The organism is Rhodococcoides fascians NBRC 12155 = LMG 3623 (genome assembly GCF_001894785.1).
Taxonomy (GTDB): domain Bacteria; phylum Actinomycetota; class Actinomycetes; order Mycobacteriales; family Mycobacteriaceae; genus Rhodococcoides; species Rhodococcoides fascians.
In genome coordinates this window covers 408,158-428,252 of record NZ_BCWW01000001.1, presented here as the reverse complement: position 1 = coordinate 428,252, position 20,095 = coordinate 408,158, and the positions used below count along the sequence as shown (strand labels likewise).

General features: G+C 64.7%; 17 protein-coding genes. 7 read left to right on the top strand and 10 right to left on the bottom strand.

What is annotated here, in order from left to right; translation table 11 throughout:
* Positions 1-144 precede the first annotated feature (144 nt).
* From RFA01S_RS02220 to cobM, 9 genes are all read right to left on the bottom strand, one after another.
* Positions 145-1,158, bottom strand: a complete 1,014-nt coding sequence (locus tag RFA01S_RS02220) for an alpha/beta hydrolase (RefSeq protein ID WP_027494811.1) — start codon at positions 1,156-1,158, stop codon at positions 145-147.
* A 331-nt stretch (positions 1,159-1,489) separates the two neighbouring features.
* Positions 1,490-2,500 (bottom strand): alpha/beta hydrolase, encoded by a 1,011-nt coding sequence (locus tag RFA01S_RS02215; protein ID WP_174557192.1) that lies wholly within the window; start codon positions 2,498-2,500, stop codon positions 1,490-1,492.
* A 213-nt stretch (positions 2,501-2,713) separates the two neighbouring features.
* Positions 2,714-4,579 carry an arabinofuranosyltransferase AftB family protein gene (locus tag RFA01S_RS02210; RefSeq protein ID WP_032407200.1) on the bottom strand — a complete coding sequence of 622 codons (1,866 nt, stop codon included), beginning with the start codon at positions 4,577-4,579 and terminating at the stop codon, positions 2,714-2,716.
* Positions 4,557-5,462, bottom strand: a complete 906-nt coding sequence (locus RFA01S_RS02205) for a decaprenyl-phosphate phosphoribosyltransferase (RefSeq protein ID WP_027494814.1) — start codon at positions 5,460-5,462, stop codon at positions 4,557-4,559. The genes RFA01S_RS02210 and RFA01S_RS02205 overlap by 23 nt, the downstream gene beginning before the upstream one ends.
* On the bottom strand, positions 5,459-5,995 hold the full coding sequence (locus RFA01S_RS02200; RefSeq protein ID WP_174557191.1) for a phosphatase PAP2 family protein: 537 nt from the start codon (positions 5,993-5,995) through the stop codon (positions 5,459-5,461). Before RFA01S_RS02200 ends, RFA01S_RS02205 begins: the two co-directional genes overlap by 4 nt.
* A complete protein-coding gene (locus RFA01S_RS02195; RefSeq protein WP_032407199.1) occupies positions 5,973-7,880 on the bottom strand; it encodes a glycosyltransferase in 1,908 nt (635 codons plus the stop codon). Before RFA01S_RS02195 ends, RFA01S_RS02200 begins: the two co-directional genes overlap by 23 nt.
* The gene (glf, locus tag RFA01S_RS02190; RefSeq protein ID WP_032366753.1) at positions 7,877-9,106 is read right to left on the bottom strand and encodes a UDP-galactopyranose mutase; all 1,230 of its coding nucleotides are present in this window, start codon (positions 9,104-9,106) and stop codon (positions 7,877-7,879) included. The genes RFA01S_RS02195 and glf overlap by 4 nt, the downstream gene beginning before the upstream one ends.
* Before the next feature lie 67 nt (positions 9,107-9,173).
* A complete protein-coding gene (gene cobF / locus RFA01S_RS02185; RefSeq protein WP_032407198.1) occupies positions 9,174-9,923 on the bottom strand; it encodes a precorrin-6A synthase (deacetylating) in 750 nt (249 codons plus the stop codon).
* The gene (gene cobM, locus RFA01S_RS02180; RefSeq protein ID WP_032407197.1) at positions 9,920-10,663 is read right to left on the bottom strand and encodes a precorrin-4 C(11)-methyltransferase; all 744 of its coding nucleotides are present in this window, start codon (positions 10,661-10,663) and stop codon (positions 9,920-9,922) included. Before cobM ends, cobF begins: the two co-directional genes overlap by 4 nt.
* Before the next feature lie 248 nt (positions 10,664-10,911).
* Between cobM and RFA01S_RS02175 the strand changes: the two genes are divergently transcribed.
* On the top strand, positions 10,912-13,116 hold the full coding sequence (locus RFA01S_RS02175) for an N-acetylmuramoyl-L-alanine amidase (RefSeq protein ID WP_032407196.1): 2,205 nt from the start codon (positions 10,912-10,914) through the stop codon (positions 13,114-13,116).
* 78 nt (positions 13,117-13,194) lie between these two features.
* Here RFA01S_RS02175 and RFA01S_RS02170 read toward each other — a convergent pair whose 3' ends face one another.
* Positions 13,195-14,031, bottom strand: coding sequence for a Cof-type HAD-IIB family hydrolase (locus RFA01S_RS02170; protein WP_027494821.1), 837 nt, complete (start codon positions 14,029-14,031; stop codon positions 13,195-13,197).
* 75 nt (positions 14,032-14,106) lie between these two features.
* Between RFA01S_RS02170 and RFA01S_RS02165 the strand changes: the two genes are divergently transcribed.
* From RFA01S_RS02165 to RFA01S_RS02140, 6 genes are all read left to right on the top strand, one after another.
* Positions 14,107-15,138: an NADP-dependent oxidoreductase gene (locus tag RFA01S_RS02165; protein WP_032374181.1), complete on the top strand. Its 1,032-nt coding sequence runs from the start codon at positions 14,107-14,109 to the stop codon at positions 15,136-15,138.
* A 55-nt stretch (positions 15,139-15,193) separates the two neighbouring features.
* Positions 15,194-15,706 (top strand): peptide-methionine (S)-S-oxide reductase MsrA, encoded by a 513-nt coding sequence (gene msrA / locus RFA01S_RS02160; RefSeq protein WP_027494823.1) that lies wholly within the window; start codon positions 15,194-15,196, stop codon positions 15,704-15,706.
* Between the two features lie 147 nt (positions 15,707-15,853).
* Positions 15,854-17,152, top strand: a complete 1,299-nt coding sequence (locus RFA01S_RS02155; protein WP_371829086.1) for a YhgE/Pip domain-containing protein — start codon at positions 15,854-15,856, stop codon at positions 17,150-17,152.
* Positions 17,153-17,171: 19 nt separating this feature from the next.
* Positions 17,172-17,915, top strand: a complete 744-nt coding sequence (locus RFA01S_RS02150; protein WP_027494825.1) for a CPBP family intramembrane glutamic endopeptidase — start codon at positions 17,172-17,174, stop codon at positions 17,913-17,915.
* Positions 17,916-17,920: 5 nt separating this feature from the next.
* Positions 17,921-18,514 carry a DinB family protein gene (locus tag RFA01S_RS02145; RefSeq protein WP_052060730.1) on the top strand — a complete coding sequence of 198 codons (594 nt, stop codon included), beginning with the start codon at positions 17,921-17,923 and terminating at the stop codon, positions 18,512-18,514.
* 203 nt (positions 18,515-18,717) lie between these two features.
* Complete coding sequence (locus RFA01S_RS02140; RefSeq protein ID WP_052060679.1) at positions 18,718-20,067, top strand: HNH endonuclease signature motif containing protein; 1,350 nt, start codon at positions 18,718-18,720, stop codon at positions 20,065-20,067.
* The last annotated feature ends 28 nt before the right edge of the window (positions 20,068-20,095 follow it).

Sequence of the window (20,095 nt, the reverse complement as noted above, 5' to 3'; positions counted from 1 at the left end):
CGATGGCCACGAACAGCAGACTCGCTGTGACTGGTGGTGCGAATGTGAATTGGGGAGGCTCGAAGAGCCGGCGCTCGAACCGACAATGCCGCCCGACGCGAGAGCGTGGGGCGGCATTGTCGGAGAGCACGTTACGGAACCGAATCAGGCGTTCAGCGCGTCCAGGATCTGGGTGCGTGCCTTCCACAGCTCGGCACCCCAGTACGGCCAGGCGTGAATTCCGTTGGCCGGGAAGCTGTAGGTCGCCGGGATACCGAGGGTGCCCATGCGGATCTGGAATGCACGGGTGTTGGCGAGCGAGAGTGCCTCGAGCGCCATGCCGTTGGCGGTGTTGTAGAAATCGATCGGCGCGGCCGGGCGGTCGAACTGGCCGGGCAGGCCACTGGCTGCGGAGATGTACAGCGACAGGCCCTGCAACCTGGGTGCGAAGACGAACGGGTCGTTGCGCAGCCACGCCGGGTTCCAGGGCGGTCCCCACATGGAGTCGACGTTGAAGCGGCCGGCATCGAGCATCGCGATACGAATCGCCTCACGCATGCCCGGGGCCGAGATGTTCAGGTAACCCGAGAGCGAGCCGGCGAACTTGAACTGGTCGCGGTGGTACGCGGCGAGCGTCAGGGCAGCCGAACCACCCATCGACAGTCCGAGAACACCGTTGTTGTTGCGCGAGACGCCGTAGTTCTCCAGGAACGCCGGGAGCTCCTGCGTCAGGAACGTCTCCCACTTGTAGGTGACTTCCTGGCCGTTGAAGTTCGACGAGGTGTACCAGTCGCTGTAGAAGCTGGACTGTCCACCGACGGGCATGACCAGAGTCACGTCGTCGTTGGCGAACTGATCCTGCGCGTTGGTCTCGAAGGTCCAGGCGTTGCGATCGTCGCGGGCACGCAGGCCGTCGAGCAGGTAGAGAGCAGCGTTTCCGCCGCGTGCCGCCCACTGGACCTGGACCTTGATCGGACCCATCTCGGACGGGACGATCAGGTCCTCGCGGCCACCGGCCGGGGTCTGATGGACGACGGCAGTGGGGGCAGCGACTGCGACTGCGCCGCCGACGACACCGGCTGCGATCGGCAGAACGAGTGCGGCAGCACCCACGCCGAGCAGGCGCTGACGCCAGCGTGATGACGCCTTCGGGTTACTGCTGAGGCCGGCAAATCGCATGAATCGTGCTCTCTCTCATCTACGCGGTCTCCGCTGTCGTAGCGGCCCCCGGCAATCGAACAGGGCTGACTGACGGCCCATGAGGCCGGGGTGAAGCTGTGGTGTGTCGAAACGTCGAGGTTCTGCTGCATAACAGGCGAACCGCTCGATGGAGGTTATTCCATCGAGCGGTTCCAAGGCAAAACTGTGATCAGCGTCCCAGTTTCGCCTCTGCAAGTTTCTGAAACAGGAGACTATCCTGCGCGGTCCCCGCTGAACAGCCCTGAAAAGTCGTGAAATATCACTACAGGGCCGAAAGCGGGGACTGCGACAGCAAACGCTGCCGGGTGGATCAGTTACCGATGTTGGCGCTCAGGTCCGGTGCCATGACGCGGATCTGCTCGCCCCAGTAGCCCCACTGGTGGGTACCGACGGCCGGGAACGCATACGTGACGTTGTTGGCACCGATGCTCGCCATGCGGATCTGGAAAGCACGGCTGTTCGCCAGGGCGATGGCCTCGAGGCCCATACCGTTCGCGGTGTTGTAGTAATCGATGAAGCTCTGCGGGCGATCGAGACCGCCGGGCAAACCGCTGCCTGCGAAGACCCACACGCGCGTGCCGTTGTCACGCAAGCGAGGCGCGAAGACGAACGGGTCGTTGCGCAGCCATGCCGGATCCCACGGCGGGCCCCACATCGCGTCGATGTTGTAGCGGCCGGAGTCCAGCAGAGCCAGGCGCATCGCCTCGCGCATGCCGGGCGCGGAGATGTTCAGGTAGCCCGACAGCGAACCGGCATAGCTGAACTGGTCCGGGTGGTACGCAGCCAGCGTGAGGGCTGCGGAGCCGCCCATCGAGATGCCGATGACACCGTTGCGGTTCGGGTTGAAGCCGTAGTTCGCGCGCAGGTTCTCGCGGAGGTTCTGCGTCAGGAAGGTTTCCCACTTGTAGGTGGTCTTCTGACCGTTGAAGTTGGACGGTGCGTACCAGTCGGAGTAGAAGCTCGACTGTCCACCGACCGGCTCGACGACGTTGATGTTCCACGAGGCGAGAACTGCTCCGGCGTCGGTCTCGTGCTCCCAGCCCGAGATGTCCGTCGTGGCGCGCAGGCCGTCGAGCAGGTAGACGACGCGGTTGGTGTTACCGTCCGCTGCCCGCCACACCCGGCTCTTGATCGGGCCCATGCTCGAGTCCGTCCAGACGTCGATGGCATTGCCGTCGAACGCTGCGTTGGCAGTTGCGCCACCGCCCGCCACGGCCAATCCCAGTGGTAGCACCACTGCCATCAGCATGGATGTTGCGGCGCGGCGTCCCCAGGAGCCCGCTCGCTTGTCCCCGGACCGGCTCTTCCATCTACCCAGCATGCACTCGACCTCTCAGCAGCTTCGTCACATCGGTTACGCAATCAACGATTGATCTCGCAAGTTCATCATGTACGCGCCCGACCCAGGGTCTGGCGCATACATATCCTCCGCACTTATCGCACGAAGTACGTCGTCCGTTACAGGATCGAGACAGCTCATCTTCGCGTCGAGACCGAATCGGCGCAACCCGGTGATCTTCTCGTGTTCTGCTGGCTAATTATCGGCCTTCAATACAGGCGCCGGAAGATCACATCGCTGTATTTCGTATTTCGGCACCCGGTCGAATCGATAACCGGCATAGAACAACGAACGTTTCACATTCCGGACGAACAGATCCTTCGTCAACGGTGCTCGGTAGGACGTCAGCATTTCCTGGGTGTCCGGGCAGGTCAACGCCACCTGAGCTTCGGTCACCCAGTCCTCGTCCATGTACCAGGGCAGGTACGGATGGATGCCGACCAGTCCCAGATCGGCGACGACCCAGTCCGGGTAGAGGTTCTTGTCGTGACCGATACGGCCGTTCTCGAGGCGTTCGGTGTGCGATGCCAACGGGTACGCGAGCCCCATCTGATCGATGACCCGCACGTCGAGGCCGACGTTCATGCTCGTCATCCCCAGGTTGAGGAAGTAGACGGTGTGACCGAATCCACCCTCGGGGATCGGGAGGGGCGGCGGGACGACATCCCAGTAGGTGAATTGCGCGGACGGCAGCAGCAATCCGCCGTCCGGGGTGTCGTCGATCGCCTGAACCATCGCCCGCATTCGCGGATAGTCGAGATAGTCCGACGCCAGGATCGGATGAGCGTGCCCGGTGTTGAGCGAATAGAACGCTCGTTCGTCGACGATTCCGCTTCGTCCGACGATCGAGCCCTGGGGCATTCCCGTCGTGTTCGCCGCAATCACAGCCCAGACGACGATCCCACCCCAGACGAATACATCTGCGACGAAAGCAGCAGTCGCACGATTACCGGACCATCGTTGCGGGAGCGCGACGGGCAATATTGAAATGGGCAACAGCAGCGTGAACAGGGCGGGCAACAATGTTCGCCCGTGCATGAAATCGCCACCGACTCGAATTGCGTAGACCGCGAGCAACAATCCACTGACGAGCACGAATACGACGACAGCGGTCGGCGTGCGCAACGCGGCGAGCAGGCCGCCCACTGTTCTGGGCAGCGTCGGGCGCACTCGTGTCACCGACAGGGCGGCACCGAGCAGGAGCAGCACCAGCGGGAGCCACAGTAGGTACGGTCCCATCAGGTTGGTCAGATACGCCCACCCTTGCGACCACTTGGCACCGCCGGCGTCCTTGGACACTGCGGTGTTGGGGTACGGAAGGCCGTAGTAGCCCATGCGCCAAATTTGGTACAGCACGGGAACCGCGCCCGCGAATGCGAACACGCGCAGCCTCGACAACCACGTCTGTGGGGCGAGGAAGATCATCGCGAGTGCCAGAACCGACACGATGGACAGCTCGGGGCGCACCAGCGGGCCCAGGCCGGCGAAGAAGGCCAGCAGCAGCAGCTCGACGCCACCTCCGCGGCGCTGCCCCCAGCGCACCATCAGCAGCCACAAAACCGCCAGCCAGAAGATGACCAGGCAGGTCTCCAGCCCGGACGTCGCGAAGTCGCGGGCCGGCGGTACCGCGATGTACACCAGTACACCGGCGGGGAGGAAGAGAGTGCGTGACGCAGTGCGCCCACGCAGGGCGAACGTGCCGATCATCGCGATGACGACGGCCGCTGTGGACAGCACGAGCGCGATCGTCAGGACCACGTACTCGAGCCGGCCGTCGCTGAGCCAGCTACCCGCGTAGACGAGGTACGTCCAGATGGTGCTCGTGTTGGTCTCGACCCGCTCGCCCGCGTTGAACACCGGGCCGTTGCCGGCCAACAGGTTGCGGACGGTGCGCAGGACGATCAGGCCGTCGTCGGCGATCCAGCGACGTTCCCAGGCACCCCACAGAAACAGGGCACCGGTGACGACGGTCCCGACCCAGAAGACCGCCCTGGTCGAGACCGCCGGTGCCGGGGTGTCTTCTCGCGTGTCTCGCTGGTCAGGCGAGGTAGACAGCGACACCAACCACTCCGATCCACGCTATGGCGAGTAGCTGGAGAACCCTGTCTCCCAACGCGATCTCTTCGGGTTCGCCTGCCTCGCCGCCGTCTACATCCACTGCGTATCGCAGGATTGCGATAGTAAACGGAATCATCGAGATGGCGAACCAGTTGGAGTCCGTTTCGGCGTCCTGTTGAAAAGCCCACAGGCCGTAGCAGATGACGACGGCCGTCGCGGACAGCGTCCACACGAAGCGCAGATATGTCGTGGTGTAGTTCTCGAGCGACTTACGGATCTTCGCCCCGGTGCGTTCGGCCAGTTGCAGCTCGGCGTAGCGCTTGCCTGCCGCCATGAACAGCGAGCCGAACGCCATGATCAGTAGGAACCACTGCGAGAGCGGGATCGAGGCAGCGACGCCACCGGCGATCGCCCGGAGCAGGAAGCCCGAGGAGACGATGCAGATGTCGAGCACGGCCTGGTGCTTGAGGCCGAAGCAGTACGCCAGCTGGATGACGATGTAGACGCCGATGACCAGCGCGAGCTTCCAGTTCGCGAAGAACGACAGGCCGACGGCGAGTCCGAGCGACACCACGGCCATCGCGTAGGCGATCGTGACGGGCAGGACTCCTGCAGCGATCGGCCGGAACCGCTTGGTGGGGTGCGCGCGGTCGGCTTCGACGTCCATGGCGTCGTTGACCAGGTAGACACCGGAGGCGGCGAAGCAGAACACGATGAACGCGAGCGCGACGGACAGCAGCACGTCGCGATCGGTGACCGAGCCTGCCGCCAACGGCGCGGCCAGGACCAGCACGTTCTTGACCCACTGACGCGGGCGAAGCGCCTTGACGATGCCGTCCGCCAGATTCTTCGGCGGTGCGCCTACGGGTGCGGCATCCTCGCTCATTTGTCTCCTTCGAACTTCACGACGGCAGCAGCCGTCAACGCGCCGAGTGCAGATCCGGCCAGCACATCGGTGGGGTAATGGACTCCGAGCACCAAGCGCGAGAGCAACATGGGTGGGACGAGGACCGCCGGTAACGGTAGCCCGGTCACGCGGCCGAGGAGAACCGCAGCCGCTGTGGTGGATGTCGCATGCGACGACGGGAAACTCAGCTTGCTCGGCGTCGAGACATTGATCCGGACGGCCGGATCGTGGGGACGCGGCCTGCGCACGATGCGCTTGATGACGATGGACGCGGCATGTGATCCGACGGCACCGACGGCCACCGACGCCCACTGGCGTCGCCGAGGCGCGTCCAGAGCAGCGCCGATACCTGCGATCGCCACCCAGCCGAGGGCATGTTCGCCGAAGTGCGACATCCCGCGCGCGACGGTGATCGCACCGGGGGCGCTGCCGACCGTGGCCTGCACCTTTTCGAGGATGCGCACTTCGGTCGGCACCTCGGTCTGGCCTTTACGCCTGGTAACGAAAGACACGTTCCCACGTTTCCTTACTGGTCAGGTGCGGCACGGCATCACGGTATCGAGCCTTGAGCGCAGGGAATTCGGCTGCCAACTGCTTGCGCAACGACAGCGCTTCCTTCAGCAACGCCGCCGCCTGCGCGCGGTCGCGCTTGCGGTAGACGACACCTCGGCCGTCCGCCGTCGTGACGGTGACGCCGTCGACCTGGGACAGCAGGAACCAGCGTGCGTCGAGAGTCGGCACGTTGAGCTGCGGACGCTCGTGGTGCTGCTCGTGCGCAGGCTTGACGTTGCGCAGCAAGCCCTTGGCCAGACGACGGACCTTGGAGATCGGGTTGGTCGGCAGGCCGACGGCTCCGACTTCCTCACCCGATGCGAGCGGCAACTCCGTGGAACTGCCGACAACGACGGCGTCGGGGAATTCCTTGCGCAGTGCGTGCACCGTCGGCAGTGCCGTCGGCAGGATGTCGAGGATGTGCTCGGGACCGGCCAGGAAGTCACGGATCGCGAGGTTCTGGATGGCGACCGTCGAGTACTCGAGGCACAGCAGGTGCTTGACGGTGGCCTTGATCGTGTCGAGCACCAGGCCCTTGCCGTCGCCGGGCATGTGCAGCGACGCGACAACGAGACGGTTGCGCAGGTGGAAGTACGCCTGCCAGTCGATGGCGTCGTCCTTGTCGCTCCACGCCATGTGCCAGATCGCGGCACCCGGCAGCGTCACCGTCGGGTAGCCGGCTTCGCGTGCGCGCAAGCCGTATTCGGCGTCGTCCCACTTGATGAACAGTGGCAGTGGCTGCCCGAGTTCCTCGGCGACGACGCGCGGGATCATGCACATCCACCAGCCGTTGTAATCGACGTCGATGCGGCGGTGCAGCAGCTTGCTGGTGCGCAGCGGGTCCTCGGAGAAGTCGTGGTCGTATTCGACGTTCTGCGCGCCGGTCCACATGAAGTTCCCGCGGTCGATCACTTCACCCATGACGTGCAGGTGACTACGCGCCTGCAGATTCAGCATCTGGCCGCCGACGAGCGTGGGCACCTTGGCGAAACGCGACATCGCCAACGCCCGCAGAATCGAGTCGGGCTCGATCTCGATGTCGTCGTCCATGAACAGAATGTGTTGGCAGGCAGTGTTGTTCAGCGCCTCGAACATGATCCGGCTGTAGCCGCCGGACCCACCGAGGTTCGCCTGATCGTGGATCGCGAGACGGCCACCGAGCGCAGCAGCGGCCTCGTCGAAGCCGGGTTCGTCCTTTGCCTTGCGGGTGCCCTGATCCGGCATGATGACGGCCTGGATCACGTCGAGCACCAACGGGTCCGAGCCAAGGGCGACAAGCGCTTTGACGGCGTCGGTGGGTCGATTGAACGTGGGGATGCCGACGGCGACGGTCGCCTCGCCGGGAGCGTCGATCGGCGCGTACCAACCCGCGCTCTCGAGGACCACCTCGGAGTCGGAGGTGATGTCGAACCAGATCCACCCGCCGTCCTCGAACGGGCCGAGGTCGATCAGAAACTCTTGCGCCGCATCGCCGTCCACGGCCTCGCGGCCCTCGACGTGGATGCGCGACGCATCGGCCTTGGACCGGTAGACGTCGATTCGGCAGTGGCCGGACACCTCGACGCGCAACACCACGGACTTCAGGATGCTGTAGCGCCGCCAGTAGCTCGCCGGGAATGCGTTGAAGTAGGTACAGAACGACACCTCGGACTCGCCGCCGATGGTGAGCGAGGTACGCGAGAGCGAGTGCGCGCGTTTGGCATTGGTGGTCGCTTCTTCGAGGTACAGCGTGCGCACGTCGAGCGGCTCACCCGAACGGGGCAGCAGTACACGCTGCAACAGCGATTTTCCGAGGACCGGCGCGACGTCTGCGACCCCGTCCTCGAGCAGGTGCTTGGCGGTCATTTGTCCCCCGCCAGAGCGGTGCCGGTCTCGAAGTGCGGGGCCAGGGTGTTGTCGTACATGTTCAGTGCGCTCGCGATGGCCATGTGCATGTCGAGGTACTGGTACGTGCCGAGTCGACCACCGAACAGCACACCGTTGGAGGCCGTCTCGGCCTTCGCGCGGTTGCGGTACGCCTCGAGCTTCTGCCGGTCGTCGGGGGTGTTGATCGGGTAGTACGGCTCGTCGCCGCTCTCGGCGAAACGTGAGAACTCGCGCATGATGACCGTCTTGTCGGTCGGGTACTCACGCTCGGGATGGAAGTGCCGGAACTCGTGGATCCGAATGAACGGCACGTCGCCGTCGTTGTAGTTCATCACCGGCGTTCCCTGGAAATCGCCGACCGGGAGCACCTCGGTCTCGAAATCGATGGTGCGCCAGCCCAGTTCGCCCTCGGAGTAGTCGAAGTAGCGGTCCAGCGGCCCGGTGTAGACGATCGGGGCGTTCGGGCTCTCGGCGACCAACTCGTCGCGTACATCGAACCAGTCGGTGTTCAGGCGAACGTCGATCTTCTCGTCGCGTGTCATGTTCTCGAGCCACGCGGTGTAGCCGTCGACCGGCAGCCCCTCGTAGGTGTCGTTGAAGTAGCGGTTGTCGAAGGTGTAACGCACCGGCAACCGGGTGATGTTGCCCGCGGGCAGTTCCTTCGGATCGGTCTGCCACTGCTTGGCCGTGTAGTCCCGGATGAACGCCTCGTAGAGCGGACGTCCGATCAGCGAGATCGCCTTCTCCTCGAAGTTCTGCGCGTCCTTGGAGTCGAACTCACTGGACTGATCCTCGATCAGGGCCCGCGCCTCGGCCGGGGAGAAGAACTTTCCGAAGAACTGCGAGATCAGCCCCAGGCCCATCGGGAACTGGTACGACTGACCGTTGTGCAGCGCGAAGACGCGGTGCTGGTAGCCGGTGAAGTCGGTGAACTGGTTGACGTAGTCCCACACGCGCTTGTTGGACGTGTGAAACAGGTGCGCACCGTACTTGTGGATCTCGATACCCGTCTCGGGCTCGGCTTCCGAGTACGCGTTGCCGCCCAGGTGGTGCCGCCGGTCGAGAACGAGAACACGCTTGCCCAGCTGGGACGCCGCCCGTTCTGCCACGGTCAGACCGAAGAACCCGGATCCGACGACGATGAGGTCGTAGCGGCCGGTCGCGGTGGCGTCGGAAGAGGTGGTCTCGGGGCTTACAGCAGTCACGGGCAACCAGGGTATCCGACGATCGTGACGGCTCCACCCCGCCAGGCACCGCCCGGCCGGTCCGGTGTCAACCTGGCAGGCGTCGGAGCAGGTAGGTATCCATCACCCAGCCGTGCGCCTCTTTGACCTCGGCGCGGGCGCGGCGAATGTCGTCGAGCACGGCGTCGAGCGGCCCGGCCACGAGCTTCTCGTCGGTCGTACCCAGGTTGGCTCCCCAGTGGATGCCCCAGCCTGCGCCGGTCAGCGCACTGCAGGCCAGGTTGCCGTCGAGCATGACGACGAGGTTGTCCAGCCCGGCTGCGACGTCGCCGGCCAGGTTTCTGCCGGTGGTGATGACGATCGGGCCCCCGATGCGATTGAGCACGAGTCGATGACTCGCCGCCAGCATGGACACGCTGGAGATGCCGGGTGTGACATCGAACTCGATGTCGCCGCGCAGTTCGGCGATCCGCTCGACGACGCGGATAGTGCTGTCGTAGAGCGCCGGGTCGCCCCAGACGAGAAACCCGACGACGGTGCCGTCGGCGAGACCGTCGAGCACGTCGGCGTACGCCCGGGCGCGGGCGTCGTGCCAATCGAGGACGGCGGTCTCGTACTGCCGAGGTGACCGGTCGCGTGGGGGGTCGGGCACCTCGACGACCTGGTAGCTGCCACCGTGGTGGCGCTCGAGGATCTCCTGCCTGGCTGCTGCCAGATCCCCGACGGACGCGCCCTTGTCGGCCACGATGAACACGTCCACAGCCCGCAGCTTCTCGACGGCTTGCACCGTCACCTGATCCGGGTGACCACCGCCGATGCCGATCAGATGGATTTTCACGAGCGGTCCCGGCAGGCGTCGTACAGGTGGGATTCGGCGACGACGCGACGAGCCAGAGCAGGACCGACGAGGATCACCGCAGCTTGCCGCAGCCCGGCGGCCTCGACCTGGTCGGCGATGTCGCCCAGGGTGCCGCGAAGAATCAGCTCGTCCGGCTTGCTGGCGTGGAAGACGACTGCGGCGGGGCACTCCGGACCGTAGAACTCCGTCAGTTCGTCGGCGATGATGCGGGTGCGAGTGATGGCCAGATGCAGTGCCAACGTCGCGCGAGTGGCGGCGAAATTGGCCAGCGCCTCGGTGTCCGGCATCGCCGTCGAGCGGGCCTGCGCGCGAGTGAGGACCACCGATTGCGTCACCTCGGGAACGGTCAGCTCGACGCCCAACGTGGCCGCAGCGGCCGCGTAGGCGGGCACTCCCGGCGTGATGTCCCACGGCACACCCGCGGCGTCGAGTCGAGCCGACTGTTCTGCGATCGCGGAGTAGAGGGACGGATCACCCGAGCACAGGCGTGCGACGTCGTCCCCGCGCTGGTCGGCGGCGATGAGTTCGGCGGTGATGGCATCGAGATCGAGCTTCGCGGTGTCGACCAGGCGAGTACCGGCCGAGCAATGTTCGAGGATGGCGTCGTCGATGTAGGTACCGGCGTAGACACACACCGGACTGGATCGCAGGAACTCGACGGCCCGCAATGTGAGCAGGTCTGCCGCTCCGGGTCCGGCTCCGATGAAGTGCACAGTCACAGGTGGAAAGCGTAGGGGGCGGGAGTGGAGCCTGCGGAATGACCCATGAAGGCGGGAGTGGAGCCTGCGGAATGACCCAGGAATGCAAGCCCCGACGCGCCGCGCCACTGGAACTTCCCGGCTGTGGCTAACTGTCAAGCTAAGGTTTAGCCTTGTGTCTGATGGGACTCATGTTGCTGATGTGATTCATGTTGTTCAGCAGTAGAGATCCTACGACGCGTACCTACCACCAACCAGGGAGTACCGCCTTGCCGAACCGTCGAACGAAGCCGTCGATCGTTCTCGGTGCTGTCGCACTACTCGCCGTCGCGACCCCGTTTGCGGTCGCAGGGCTGACAGACAGCACGACCACCGGAGTTCGACCGGCCAACGAGACAACCCCGGTCACCGTGCCGACGAAGATCGTCGAGACCGCGCTGAGCGCAGCACCGGACATCGTCATTCCGCTGCAGGAGCTCACCGGCCTGCCGCTGCCCGATCTGCGGCTCTCCGATCTGAAATACCTGCCGTTGCCGGATTCCATCGTGATCCCGCCGATCGAGATTCCCGACATCCCGGGTCTCACGACGCCGGCTCCGGGTGGCGCAACCGCGCAGGCCCCGATCCCCAGGGTGGACGCCTCGGCACCGGTCAATCCTGAGGCTGCCGACCCCACCGGTCCGCCGCTCGGAGCCGCAGTCAAGGAGATCTCGCAGGACACCCCGTTCAGCATGGTGGCGTTGACCTCCGAGCAGCTGAACGGCGCGAGCGCGCAGGTTCGTCGGCAGCTCGAGGACGGATCCTGGGGCCCGTGGCTGCAGACCGCACCGGTGGATACCACTGCGAGCGACGCCGTTCCCGCTGCGGAAAAGCAGGGCACCGAACCGATCTTCGTGGGGCTCACCAAGGCCGTGCAGGTGCTGTTGACTCCGCTGACGAGCAGCGCTGCTCCCGAAAGCTTTGCAACGCCGCCGGTTCCGGAGGTCCCGGTGGTTCCGCTGCCTTCCGATGCCACGGCACCTGCACCTGCTCCCGCCGTTGCGGAGCAGCCTTTGGGCTACACACCCGCGTCGTCGAGCAAGCCGCTGCGCCAACAGGATCCGGCACCGATAGAGCCCGCTGCGCCCGACGCCGCTCCTGAGGTGTCGGCCGAGCAGTTGGCGTCGGCAGTGAGCGACATCAGCGCCGTGCTCATCACCCCCGGCACATCCCCCGCCGATTCCGTACTCAGCGACCTCGCCACTCCGGTGGCAGGCGATGCAGGTCCCAACGTCATCACCCGAGCCCAGTGGGGTGCTGACGAGTCGATCCGTTGCGCCAACCCGACAATCGACGATTTCATCGGCGGTGCCACCGTGCACCACACCGCAGGCAGCAACGACTACTCGAAGTCCGAGTCGGCCGAGATCGTCCGCGCCATCTACGCGTACCACGCACAGACTCTGGGCTGGTGCGACATCGGCTACAACGCACTGGTCGACAAGTACGGCCAGATCTTCGAGGGTCGCGCCGGCGGCTTGGACAAGCCGGTCCAGGGTGCGCACGCCGGTGGATTCAACGAGAACACCGTCGGAGTGGCCATGATGGGCGACTACTCCACTCAGGATCCGTCGCAGGAGACCGTCGATTCGGTCGGCAAGTTCCTCGGCTGGCGACTCGGCAAGGCAGGTCTGGATCCCAAGGGGACCACGACGATGACCTCCGAGGGAACGGATTTCACGTTCATCGGCAAAGGCAAGAGCGTCGACCTGCCGGTGATCTTTGGTCACCGCGACGTCGGCAACACCGAATGCCCCGGTGATGCCGGATACGCCAGGCTCGGGGAGATCCGCGACATCGCGGCCGCGAACCTCGGCGGTGGCGGCGACGTCACACCGGCAGCACCCGAGACCGCGCCCGATGCCACCGCACCGGACACCGCGGTGACCGACCCGGCACCGTCACGCCCGGGCACCGACGTCAGTTCGACTCTGGGCGAGAACATCCCGGCGCTGGTCGCCGAGTTGCAGCGTCTCGCATCGACCAGTCCTGTTGCACAGAAGTGGTTGGCTTCGGGCGGCGAGACCGGCTCACTCGGTGTGCCGGTGAGCGGCCTGGTGCAGGTGAGCGGCGGCCGTGAGAAGGCGCAGTTCCAGAACGGCGAGATCATCACCAACATGGCCGGACAGGCTGTGGCCGTCATCGGCAAGATCTTCCAGCAGTACCTGCAGCAGGGCGGTGTCGACGGCGTCCTCGGTCTGCCGCTCACCGACGAGTTCAAGGTGCCGGAGGGCTTCCGCACGGACTTCGAGAACGGTTCGTTGATCTTCAACGAGCTCACCGGAATCGTCACCACGGTGATCAAGACGTACAACGACACGTACAACGCAGAAATGCAGAAGCCGGTCGCCGCGCCGGTGGAGCCGGCACCTGTTGCCGAGCCCGCTCCGGCACCGGAGCCCGCTCCGGCACCGGAGCCCGCACCCGCGGGCTGAGTTCGGACAGTCGACAAGGGCCGAGTCACCGTGGTGACTCGGCCCTTGTCGTGTTCGATGCGCCGCCCTACCAGCGAATCACCACCAGCGTTCGAGTACCTGCGCCACTCCGTCGTCTGCGTTGGTGACGGTCACTTCGTCCGCGGCGGCGACGGCGGCCGGATGCGCGTTGCCCATGGCGACGCCCAGGCCGACCATCGACAGCATCGGGACGTCGTTGGGCATGTCCCCGAAGGCGACGATATCGGCGACGTCCACGGACAGGGTCTCGGCGACCTTGGCCAGGCCCGACGCCTTCGTGACGCCCGGGGCCGACAGTTCGATGAGCCCGTTGTCGGTGGAGAAGGTCAGGTCGGCGCGGCCGGAGATCAGCGGCGAGAGAATGTTTGCCATGTGGCCGCTGGTCGATCCCGACAGTCGTATCAGCAGCTTCACCGCGGGGACGTCGACGACGTCGTCCTCGGACATCTCGACGTTGTCGGGATTGAGCCACGCGTGCTCGTAGCCGGGCGAGCTGACGAACTGCGGCGTGGCCGCGTCGTGCGCCGATCGGCCGACGCGCTCGGCCGCGAGACCGCAGCCGGGTAGCGCGCGGTACGCGACGTCGGCCAGCCACTGCAACGTCTCGACATCGAGGGTCTCCGCACTGAGAACGCGATCGGTGGCCGCGTCGTAGATGACCGCACCGTTGGCGCACACCGACATCGGCGCGTATCCGAGACCGTCGACGACGGGGTGGATCCACCGCGGCGGCCTACCGGTGGACAGCACGAACGGCACTCCGTCCGCTACGACGGCCGCGACAGCTCGCTTGGTGCGTTCACTGACACGTTCGTGCTGGTCGAGCAGGGTCCCGTCGACATCGCTGGCGACGAGGCGAGGGGCGAGGCGGGTGGTGTTCGGCGCGTTGGTCATCGTGACGTCATTCTGCCCTAGTGTCGAAGGACCCTGTTTTCGACATGCACGTCTTCGATGTGGAAGGAACGGTAGATGACATCCGTGAACCGTCAGATCCGCTTGGCTCAGCGGCCCGTGGGGCGTCCCGACGAGTCGACGTGGGATCTCACCGAGGAACCCATCCCCACCCCGGGCGACGGCGAATTCGTCGTCACCGTCGACTACGTTTCCCTCGATCCCGCCATGCGCGGTTGGCTCAACGATGCGCGCTCGTATGTGCCTCCCGTCGGCATCGGTGAGGTGATGCGTGCTCATGCCGTCGGCCGCGTCCTCGAGTCCCGGCATCCGGATTACGCTGTCGGCGAGGTCGTTTCGGGCTCGTTCGGCGTCACCGAGCATGCGATCTCGGACGGGTCGGGAGTGCAGAAGGTCGACGAATCGATCGCACCGGCACCCACGTGGCTCGGTGCCCTCGGCTTCCCGGGATTGACGGCCTACTTCGGGTTGATGGACGTCGGCAAGCTGGCCGAGGGCGATACCGTCGTCATCTCCGGGGCGGCTGGTGCCGTCGGCAGCATCGCGGGTCAGATCGCGAAAGCCAAGGGAGCTACCGTGATCGGGATTGCCGGCGGACCCGAGAAATGCGCCTGGCTCACCGAGGAACTCGGTTTCGATGCGGCGATCGACTACAAGAACGAGTCGGTGTACAAGGCCCTGAAGGCCGCCGCACCGAAGGGCATCGACGTCTACTTCGACAACGTCGGCGGCGAGATTCTCGATGCGGCGCTCTCGCGCCTGCGTAAGGGTGCGCGAGTGGTGTTGTGCGGGGCCATCTCCGGCTACAACGCCACCGAACCGCAGCCCGGACCCGCGCACTACCTGTCCCTGCTGATCAACCGTGCGTCGATGACCGGGTTCATCATCTTCGACTATCTCGACCGCTACCAGGAAGGCGTCGACGCTCTGTCGGAGCTGCTCACCAGCGGCAAGATGACCGCGCGCGAGCAGATCGAGATCGGCGGAATCACAGCGTTCGGATCGACGCTCAACCTGTTGTTCGACGGTGCCAATACCGGCAAACTCGTCCTCGAGGTCGGCGAACGCACCCACGATTCGGAATTATGAGGACGACCCGTTCGTTGAACCCCACGTATCGCTCGATAGAGAACTAGGAGAGCACATGTCTGCAGCCACCGAAACCGCCATTCTCGCCGGAGGATGCTTCTGGGGAGCCGAGGAGCTCGTCCGCAAGCTGCCCGGGGTGGTCTCCACTCGCGTCGGCTACACCGGCGGCGAAGTCCCCAACGCGACGTACCGCAACCACGGCAACCATGCCGAGGGCCTCGAAGTGATCTACGACCCCACCCAGACGTCGTACCGGGATCTGCTGGAGTTCTTCTTCCAGATCCACGACCCCACCACGAAGAATCGTCAGGGCAACGACATCGGAGCCAGCTACCGCTCGGCCATCTTCTACCTGAACGACGAGCAGAAGCGCGTGGCCGAGGACACGATCGCCGATGTCGACGCGTCGGGCCTGTGGCCGGGCAAGGTCGTCACCGAGGTGACCCCGGCAGGAGATTTCTGGGAAGCCGAGCCCGAGCACCAGGACTACCTGCAGAAGTACCCCGAGGGCTACACCTGCCACTGGGTTCGCCCGGACTGGAAGCTGCCGCGTCGGGCAACCGCCTAGGAGCGGCTGCGCCGCATGTGCATGGAACTTCGTAGCCTGCTACGAAGTTCCATGCACATGGGTGGGCGTAACGCCCATTCCGGACGGCCGACGGTCCACAGGTAGAACTACCGCGCACGTAGCAGCCGAACTTGCGACACTGATCCGGTGACCTCCGACAGAACCCCTCGGTCGATGGCCGACGTCCTTCGTTCGCCGCGCTTCTGGCTCGCTCCGATCCTTGTCGTCTCGACCCTCATGTCGTTTCTCGCGGCCCTGTATCTGGGCGGCGTTCTCGATCCACGGGGTAACTTGCACGATCTGCCCATTGCGATCGTCAACCAGGACGAGGGCGACACCCTTGCGGGTGAGCAACGCAATATCGGCAACGACATCGTCGACGGATTGATTCAGAACGTCGACTCCGAGAAGGTCGCTTTCCGCGAGGTAGGCCCGGCGCAGGCCGAATCGTTGCTGTCCACGGCCGAGGTCTACGGCTCCATCGTCATCCCCAGTGATTTCACCAAGAGAATGGGAATCCTGGCCGAGGGCAGCATCGTTCCCGGTGATATCGAGAAGCCGATCATCACCGTCTACACCAATCCGCGGGCGGGTAGCTTCGGAATGTCGCTCGTGACCGGAGTGGCCACTCCTGCATTCGAATCGGTGAATCAGACCGTGGGCCAACAGATCACCGATCAGGTTCGCCAGCAGCTCGGCGACACTCCCCTGGCGGGCGCGAGCGCTCTGACGTTGGCGCAGCCGATCAATGTGATTGTTGCCCAGCACGATCCACTGCCCGACGGTACCGGCGGTGGCCTGTCTGCGTTCTACTACGCGCTACTGCTCGTCCTGGCGGGATTCACCGGTGCGACCATCGTCAGCACCCTCGTCGACGGCTTGTTGGGGTTCACTCCAACCGAAATCGGCCCGAAGTACATCCACCGCGGACCCACCCGGATCAGCCGGTTCCAGACGCTGTTGGTCAAGTGGCTGGTGATGTTCGTTCTGGCCATGCTCGTATCTGCCCTGTACCTACTGATCAGCCATCTACTGGGTATGCCCATCACCCATGCGTGGACCCTGTGGATGTACGGCGCGTTCGCGATCACCGCCGTCGGATTCACTGCGCTGGCGGTGATGTCCGCATTCGGCACAGCAGGGTTGCTGGTCAACTTGGTCGTCTTCATCATCCTGGCCCTGCCGTCCTCGGGTGGCACGATTCCTCTCGAGGCAAGCCCGCCGATTTTCACGTGGCTGGCCCAGTTCGAGCCGATGCATCAGATTTTCCTCGGCACCCGATCGATCCTGTACTTCAACGCCTCGCCCGACGCCGGCCTGCTGCATTCGGTGGGTATGACGTCCCTCGGGCTGCTCATCGGGCTCGTGTTCGGCCTGGTGTTCACCCTTCTCTACGACCGTAAGGGCCTCGACAGAAGCCTCGATTCTCCGGGTGTCATCAGCTGACGCCGGTACACTCGATCCAATGCTTGCCGTCAATCCAGCCGGGAGCGTGGCACCCCGACGGGCCGTCCGCGCCTATCTCGACGTCGCCATCGTCGTTCTCGTCCTCGTGGGCACCAACCTCATCGCACACTTCACCACGGTGTGGGCGAGTATCGCGACGGTTCCGATCGCCGCCGTTCTCCTGGTGATCCTGTCGAACCGTCGCGGACTCGGATGGGCCGAGCTGGGACTGTCACCCAAGCAGTGGAAGACTGGTTCGCTCTACGCACTCGGTGCCGTCGGCATCGTCCTGACGGTCATCGCCATCGGTGCATTACTGCCGATGACGCGGCCTTTCTTCATGGCCGATCGCTATGCCACCATCTCCGCGGCGCTGGTCGCCTCGATGATAGTCATCCCGCTGCAAACGGTCATCCCGGAAGAACTCGCGTTCCGTGGAGTGCTGCACGGCACGTTGGGCCGCATCTACGGTGCCCGCGGAGTCTTCGCGGCGGGATCCCTACTGTTCGGCCTGTGGCACATCGCGTCCTCGCTCGGCCTGACCGCCGGGAACGTGGGACTCAGCGGATTTCTCGGCGGCGGGCTGTTCGGGCAAATCGTCGGGATCGCGCTCGCAGTCGTCGCGACCGCCGCAGCCGGGGTCGTCTTCACCTGGCTGCGCAGTCGAAGCGGGAGCCTCATTGCACCCATCGCCCTGCACTGGTCGCTGAACGGACTCGGCGCACTGGCCGCAGCACTCGTGTGGCACGCATCGACGAGCTGAACGACATGAAAGACGAGCTACACCAATACCTTCGGATCGCTCGCCAGAACATGCTGTGGAAGCTCGACGGCCTCACCGAATACCAGAAGCGACGACCGATGACGCCGACGGGAACCAACCTCTTGGGGTTGGTCAAACACCTCGCCATCGTCGAATACGGCTACTTCGGCCTCACGTTCGGTCGTGAGTTTCCAGCTCGTTTCGCGGAATTGGAAGCAGAGGGCATGGCCCGGCTGAATTCCGACATGTGGGCCACCGTCGAAGAATCGTCGGAATCCATTGTCGCCCTGTACCGAGAGGCCTGGGAACACTCCGACAAGTCCATCGACGCCCACGAACTCGACTCGGCCGGACGCGTCCTCCACTGGCCGGTGGAGAAGCAAGAAGTGACGCTGCACCGAGTCCTGGTCCAGATGATTGCCGAGACCAACCGGCACGCGGGGCACGCAGACATCGTGCGCGAACTCATCGACCAGACCGTCGGAATGCGTCACGGCAACGAGAACATGGCCGACGGCGACGAAGCATGGTGGGCACAGTACCGAACCGAGCTCGAAACCGTTGCGCAAGAAGCGGATCGGAATTCGCCGACGACCTGACGGATTGATCTGCCTCTCCGTTCGAGATTCCGGCGATCGACCGCCGGAAGGAGTGTGGGCAAGCCATAAGGGCGAGAGATCGCACTTGACCGGCTGCTACCACGGGCCACCGACAGGTTTCGATTCACGAATCCTTATGCACAGCAATAGTTTTCGATTGCACCATCATTGCGCATCGAACACCCGTTCGATACACTTGGTCCATGGCAACGGAGATCTGGCAACTGAGCGAGAGCGAACTCCTCGCCGACGCCGCTGATGTCTCCCACCGGATCCAACTGCTGGAAGCACGGCGGATTGCTCTGGTCGCCGACATCGACACCCGCGTGAGCCGAGAGAAGCGCGGCTTCCCCGGACCCGCCGGCTGGCTGACCTCCACCACCCTTCTCTCACCGTCCAAAGCCACCAAGATCGTTGCCCTCGCCCGCGGCATGAAGAACTTTCCCGACATCGCCGACGCCGTCAACACCGGCGTGATGACCGTCGACCACGCCGCCCTGATCCTCACCTTCGCCGAAACACCCCCGAAGAACCTCCCCCAAGAGGGCCGCGATCTCGCTCGTAAAGCTCTGATCGCCGCCGCCACCGGGCCCGAAGCCCGTACCCACCGCATCCGCGCAGCCATCACCAAGTTGCAGGACACCTTCGCCGGTAAGAAGCCGCCCGCCGAAGACACCGACCGCAACGAACTCTTCGCCTCGAAGACCTTGAACGGGCGGCTGGTGTTGAAAGGTGATTTCGATGCGATCACCGGCGAGAAACTGCTCACCGCGCTTTCGCCGTTGACCGAACCCCGACCCGCCGCAGACGGCACCCCAGACGACCGCAGCCCCGCCAAGCGCAGAGCCGACGCCTTCGGGCACATCCTCGACCGCTACCTCGCCTCCAGTGACCGCCCCACCGAAGGCGGCGAAAAACCACACGTCAACCTGCACATCCGACTACGAGACCTCCAAAGCCAGAGCGGCCAGAACAACAGCGACATCACCGACGACGAAACCACCCGCGCTGCAGAACAATCCGACAACGAGGGTGATAGCCGGAGTGACGGTGAGGGTGTAGATCGTGACCCTGGCGCGAATCGTGGTGCGTATCGTGACCTGTTCGGTGACGGCACTTCGGTCGGGTGGCTGCCCTGGATGGGGCCCCTCTCCCGCGAGACCTCCCGCCAACTGGCCTGCGATTGCCTCCTCACCGCCATCGTCATGGACGAGAACGGCAACCCACTCAACCTCGCCCGCACCGCGCGCACCGTCACCGCGAAACAGAAACGCGCCTTGACTGCCCGCGATCACGGGTGCGCGTTCCCCGGCTGCGGAAAACCCGCCGCCTGGACCGAAAGTCACCACATCTGGCACTGGGCCGACGGTGGACCCACCGACATGGACAACCTCGTCCTCCTGTGCGGGTTTCATCACCGCCTCGTTCACCACTCCGACTGGGAAGTGTTCATCGGCACCGATCAGCACCCCTGGTTCGTACCCCCGGCATCCGTCGACCCTTACCGACAACCGAGACAATCCCACGCCCGAGCAGGCCCTCACATCGCCTAGGCCCGCGCAAACGCACCAGCCCCACACA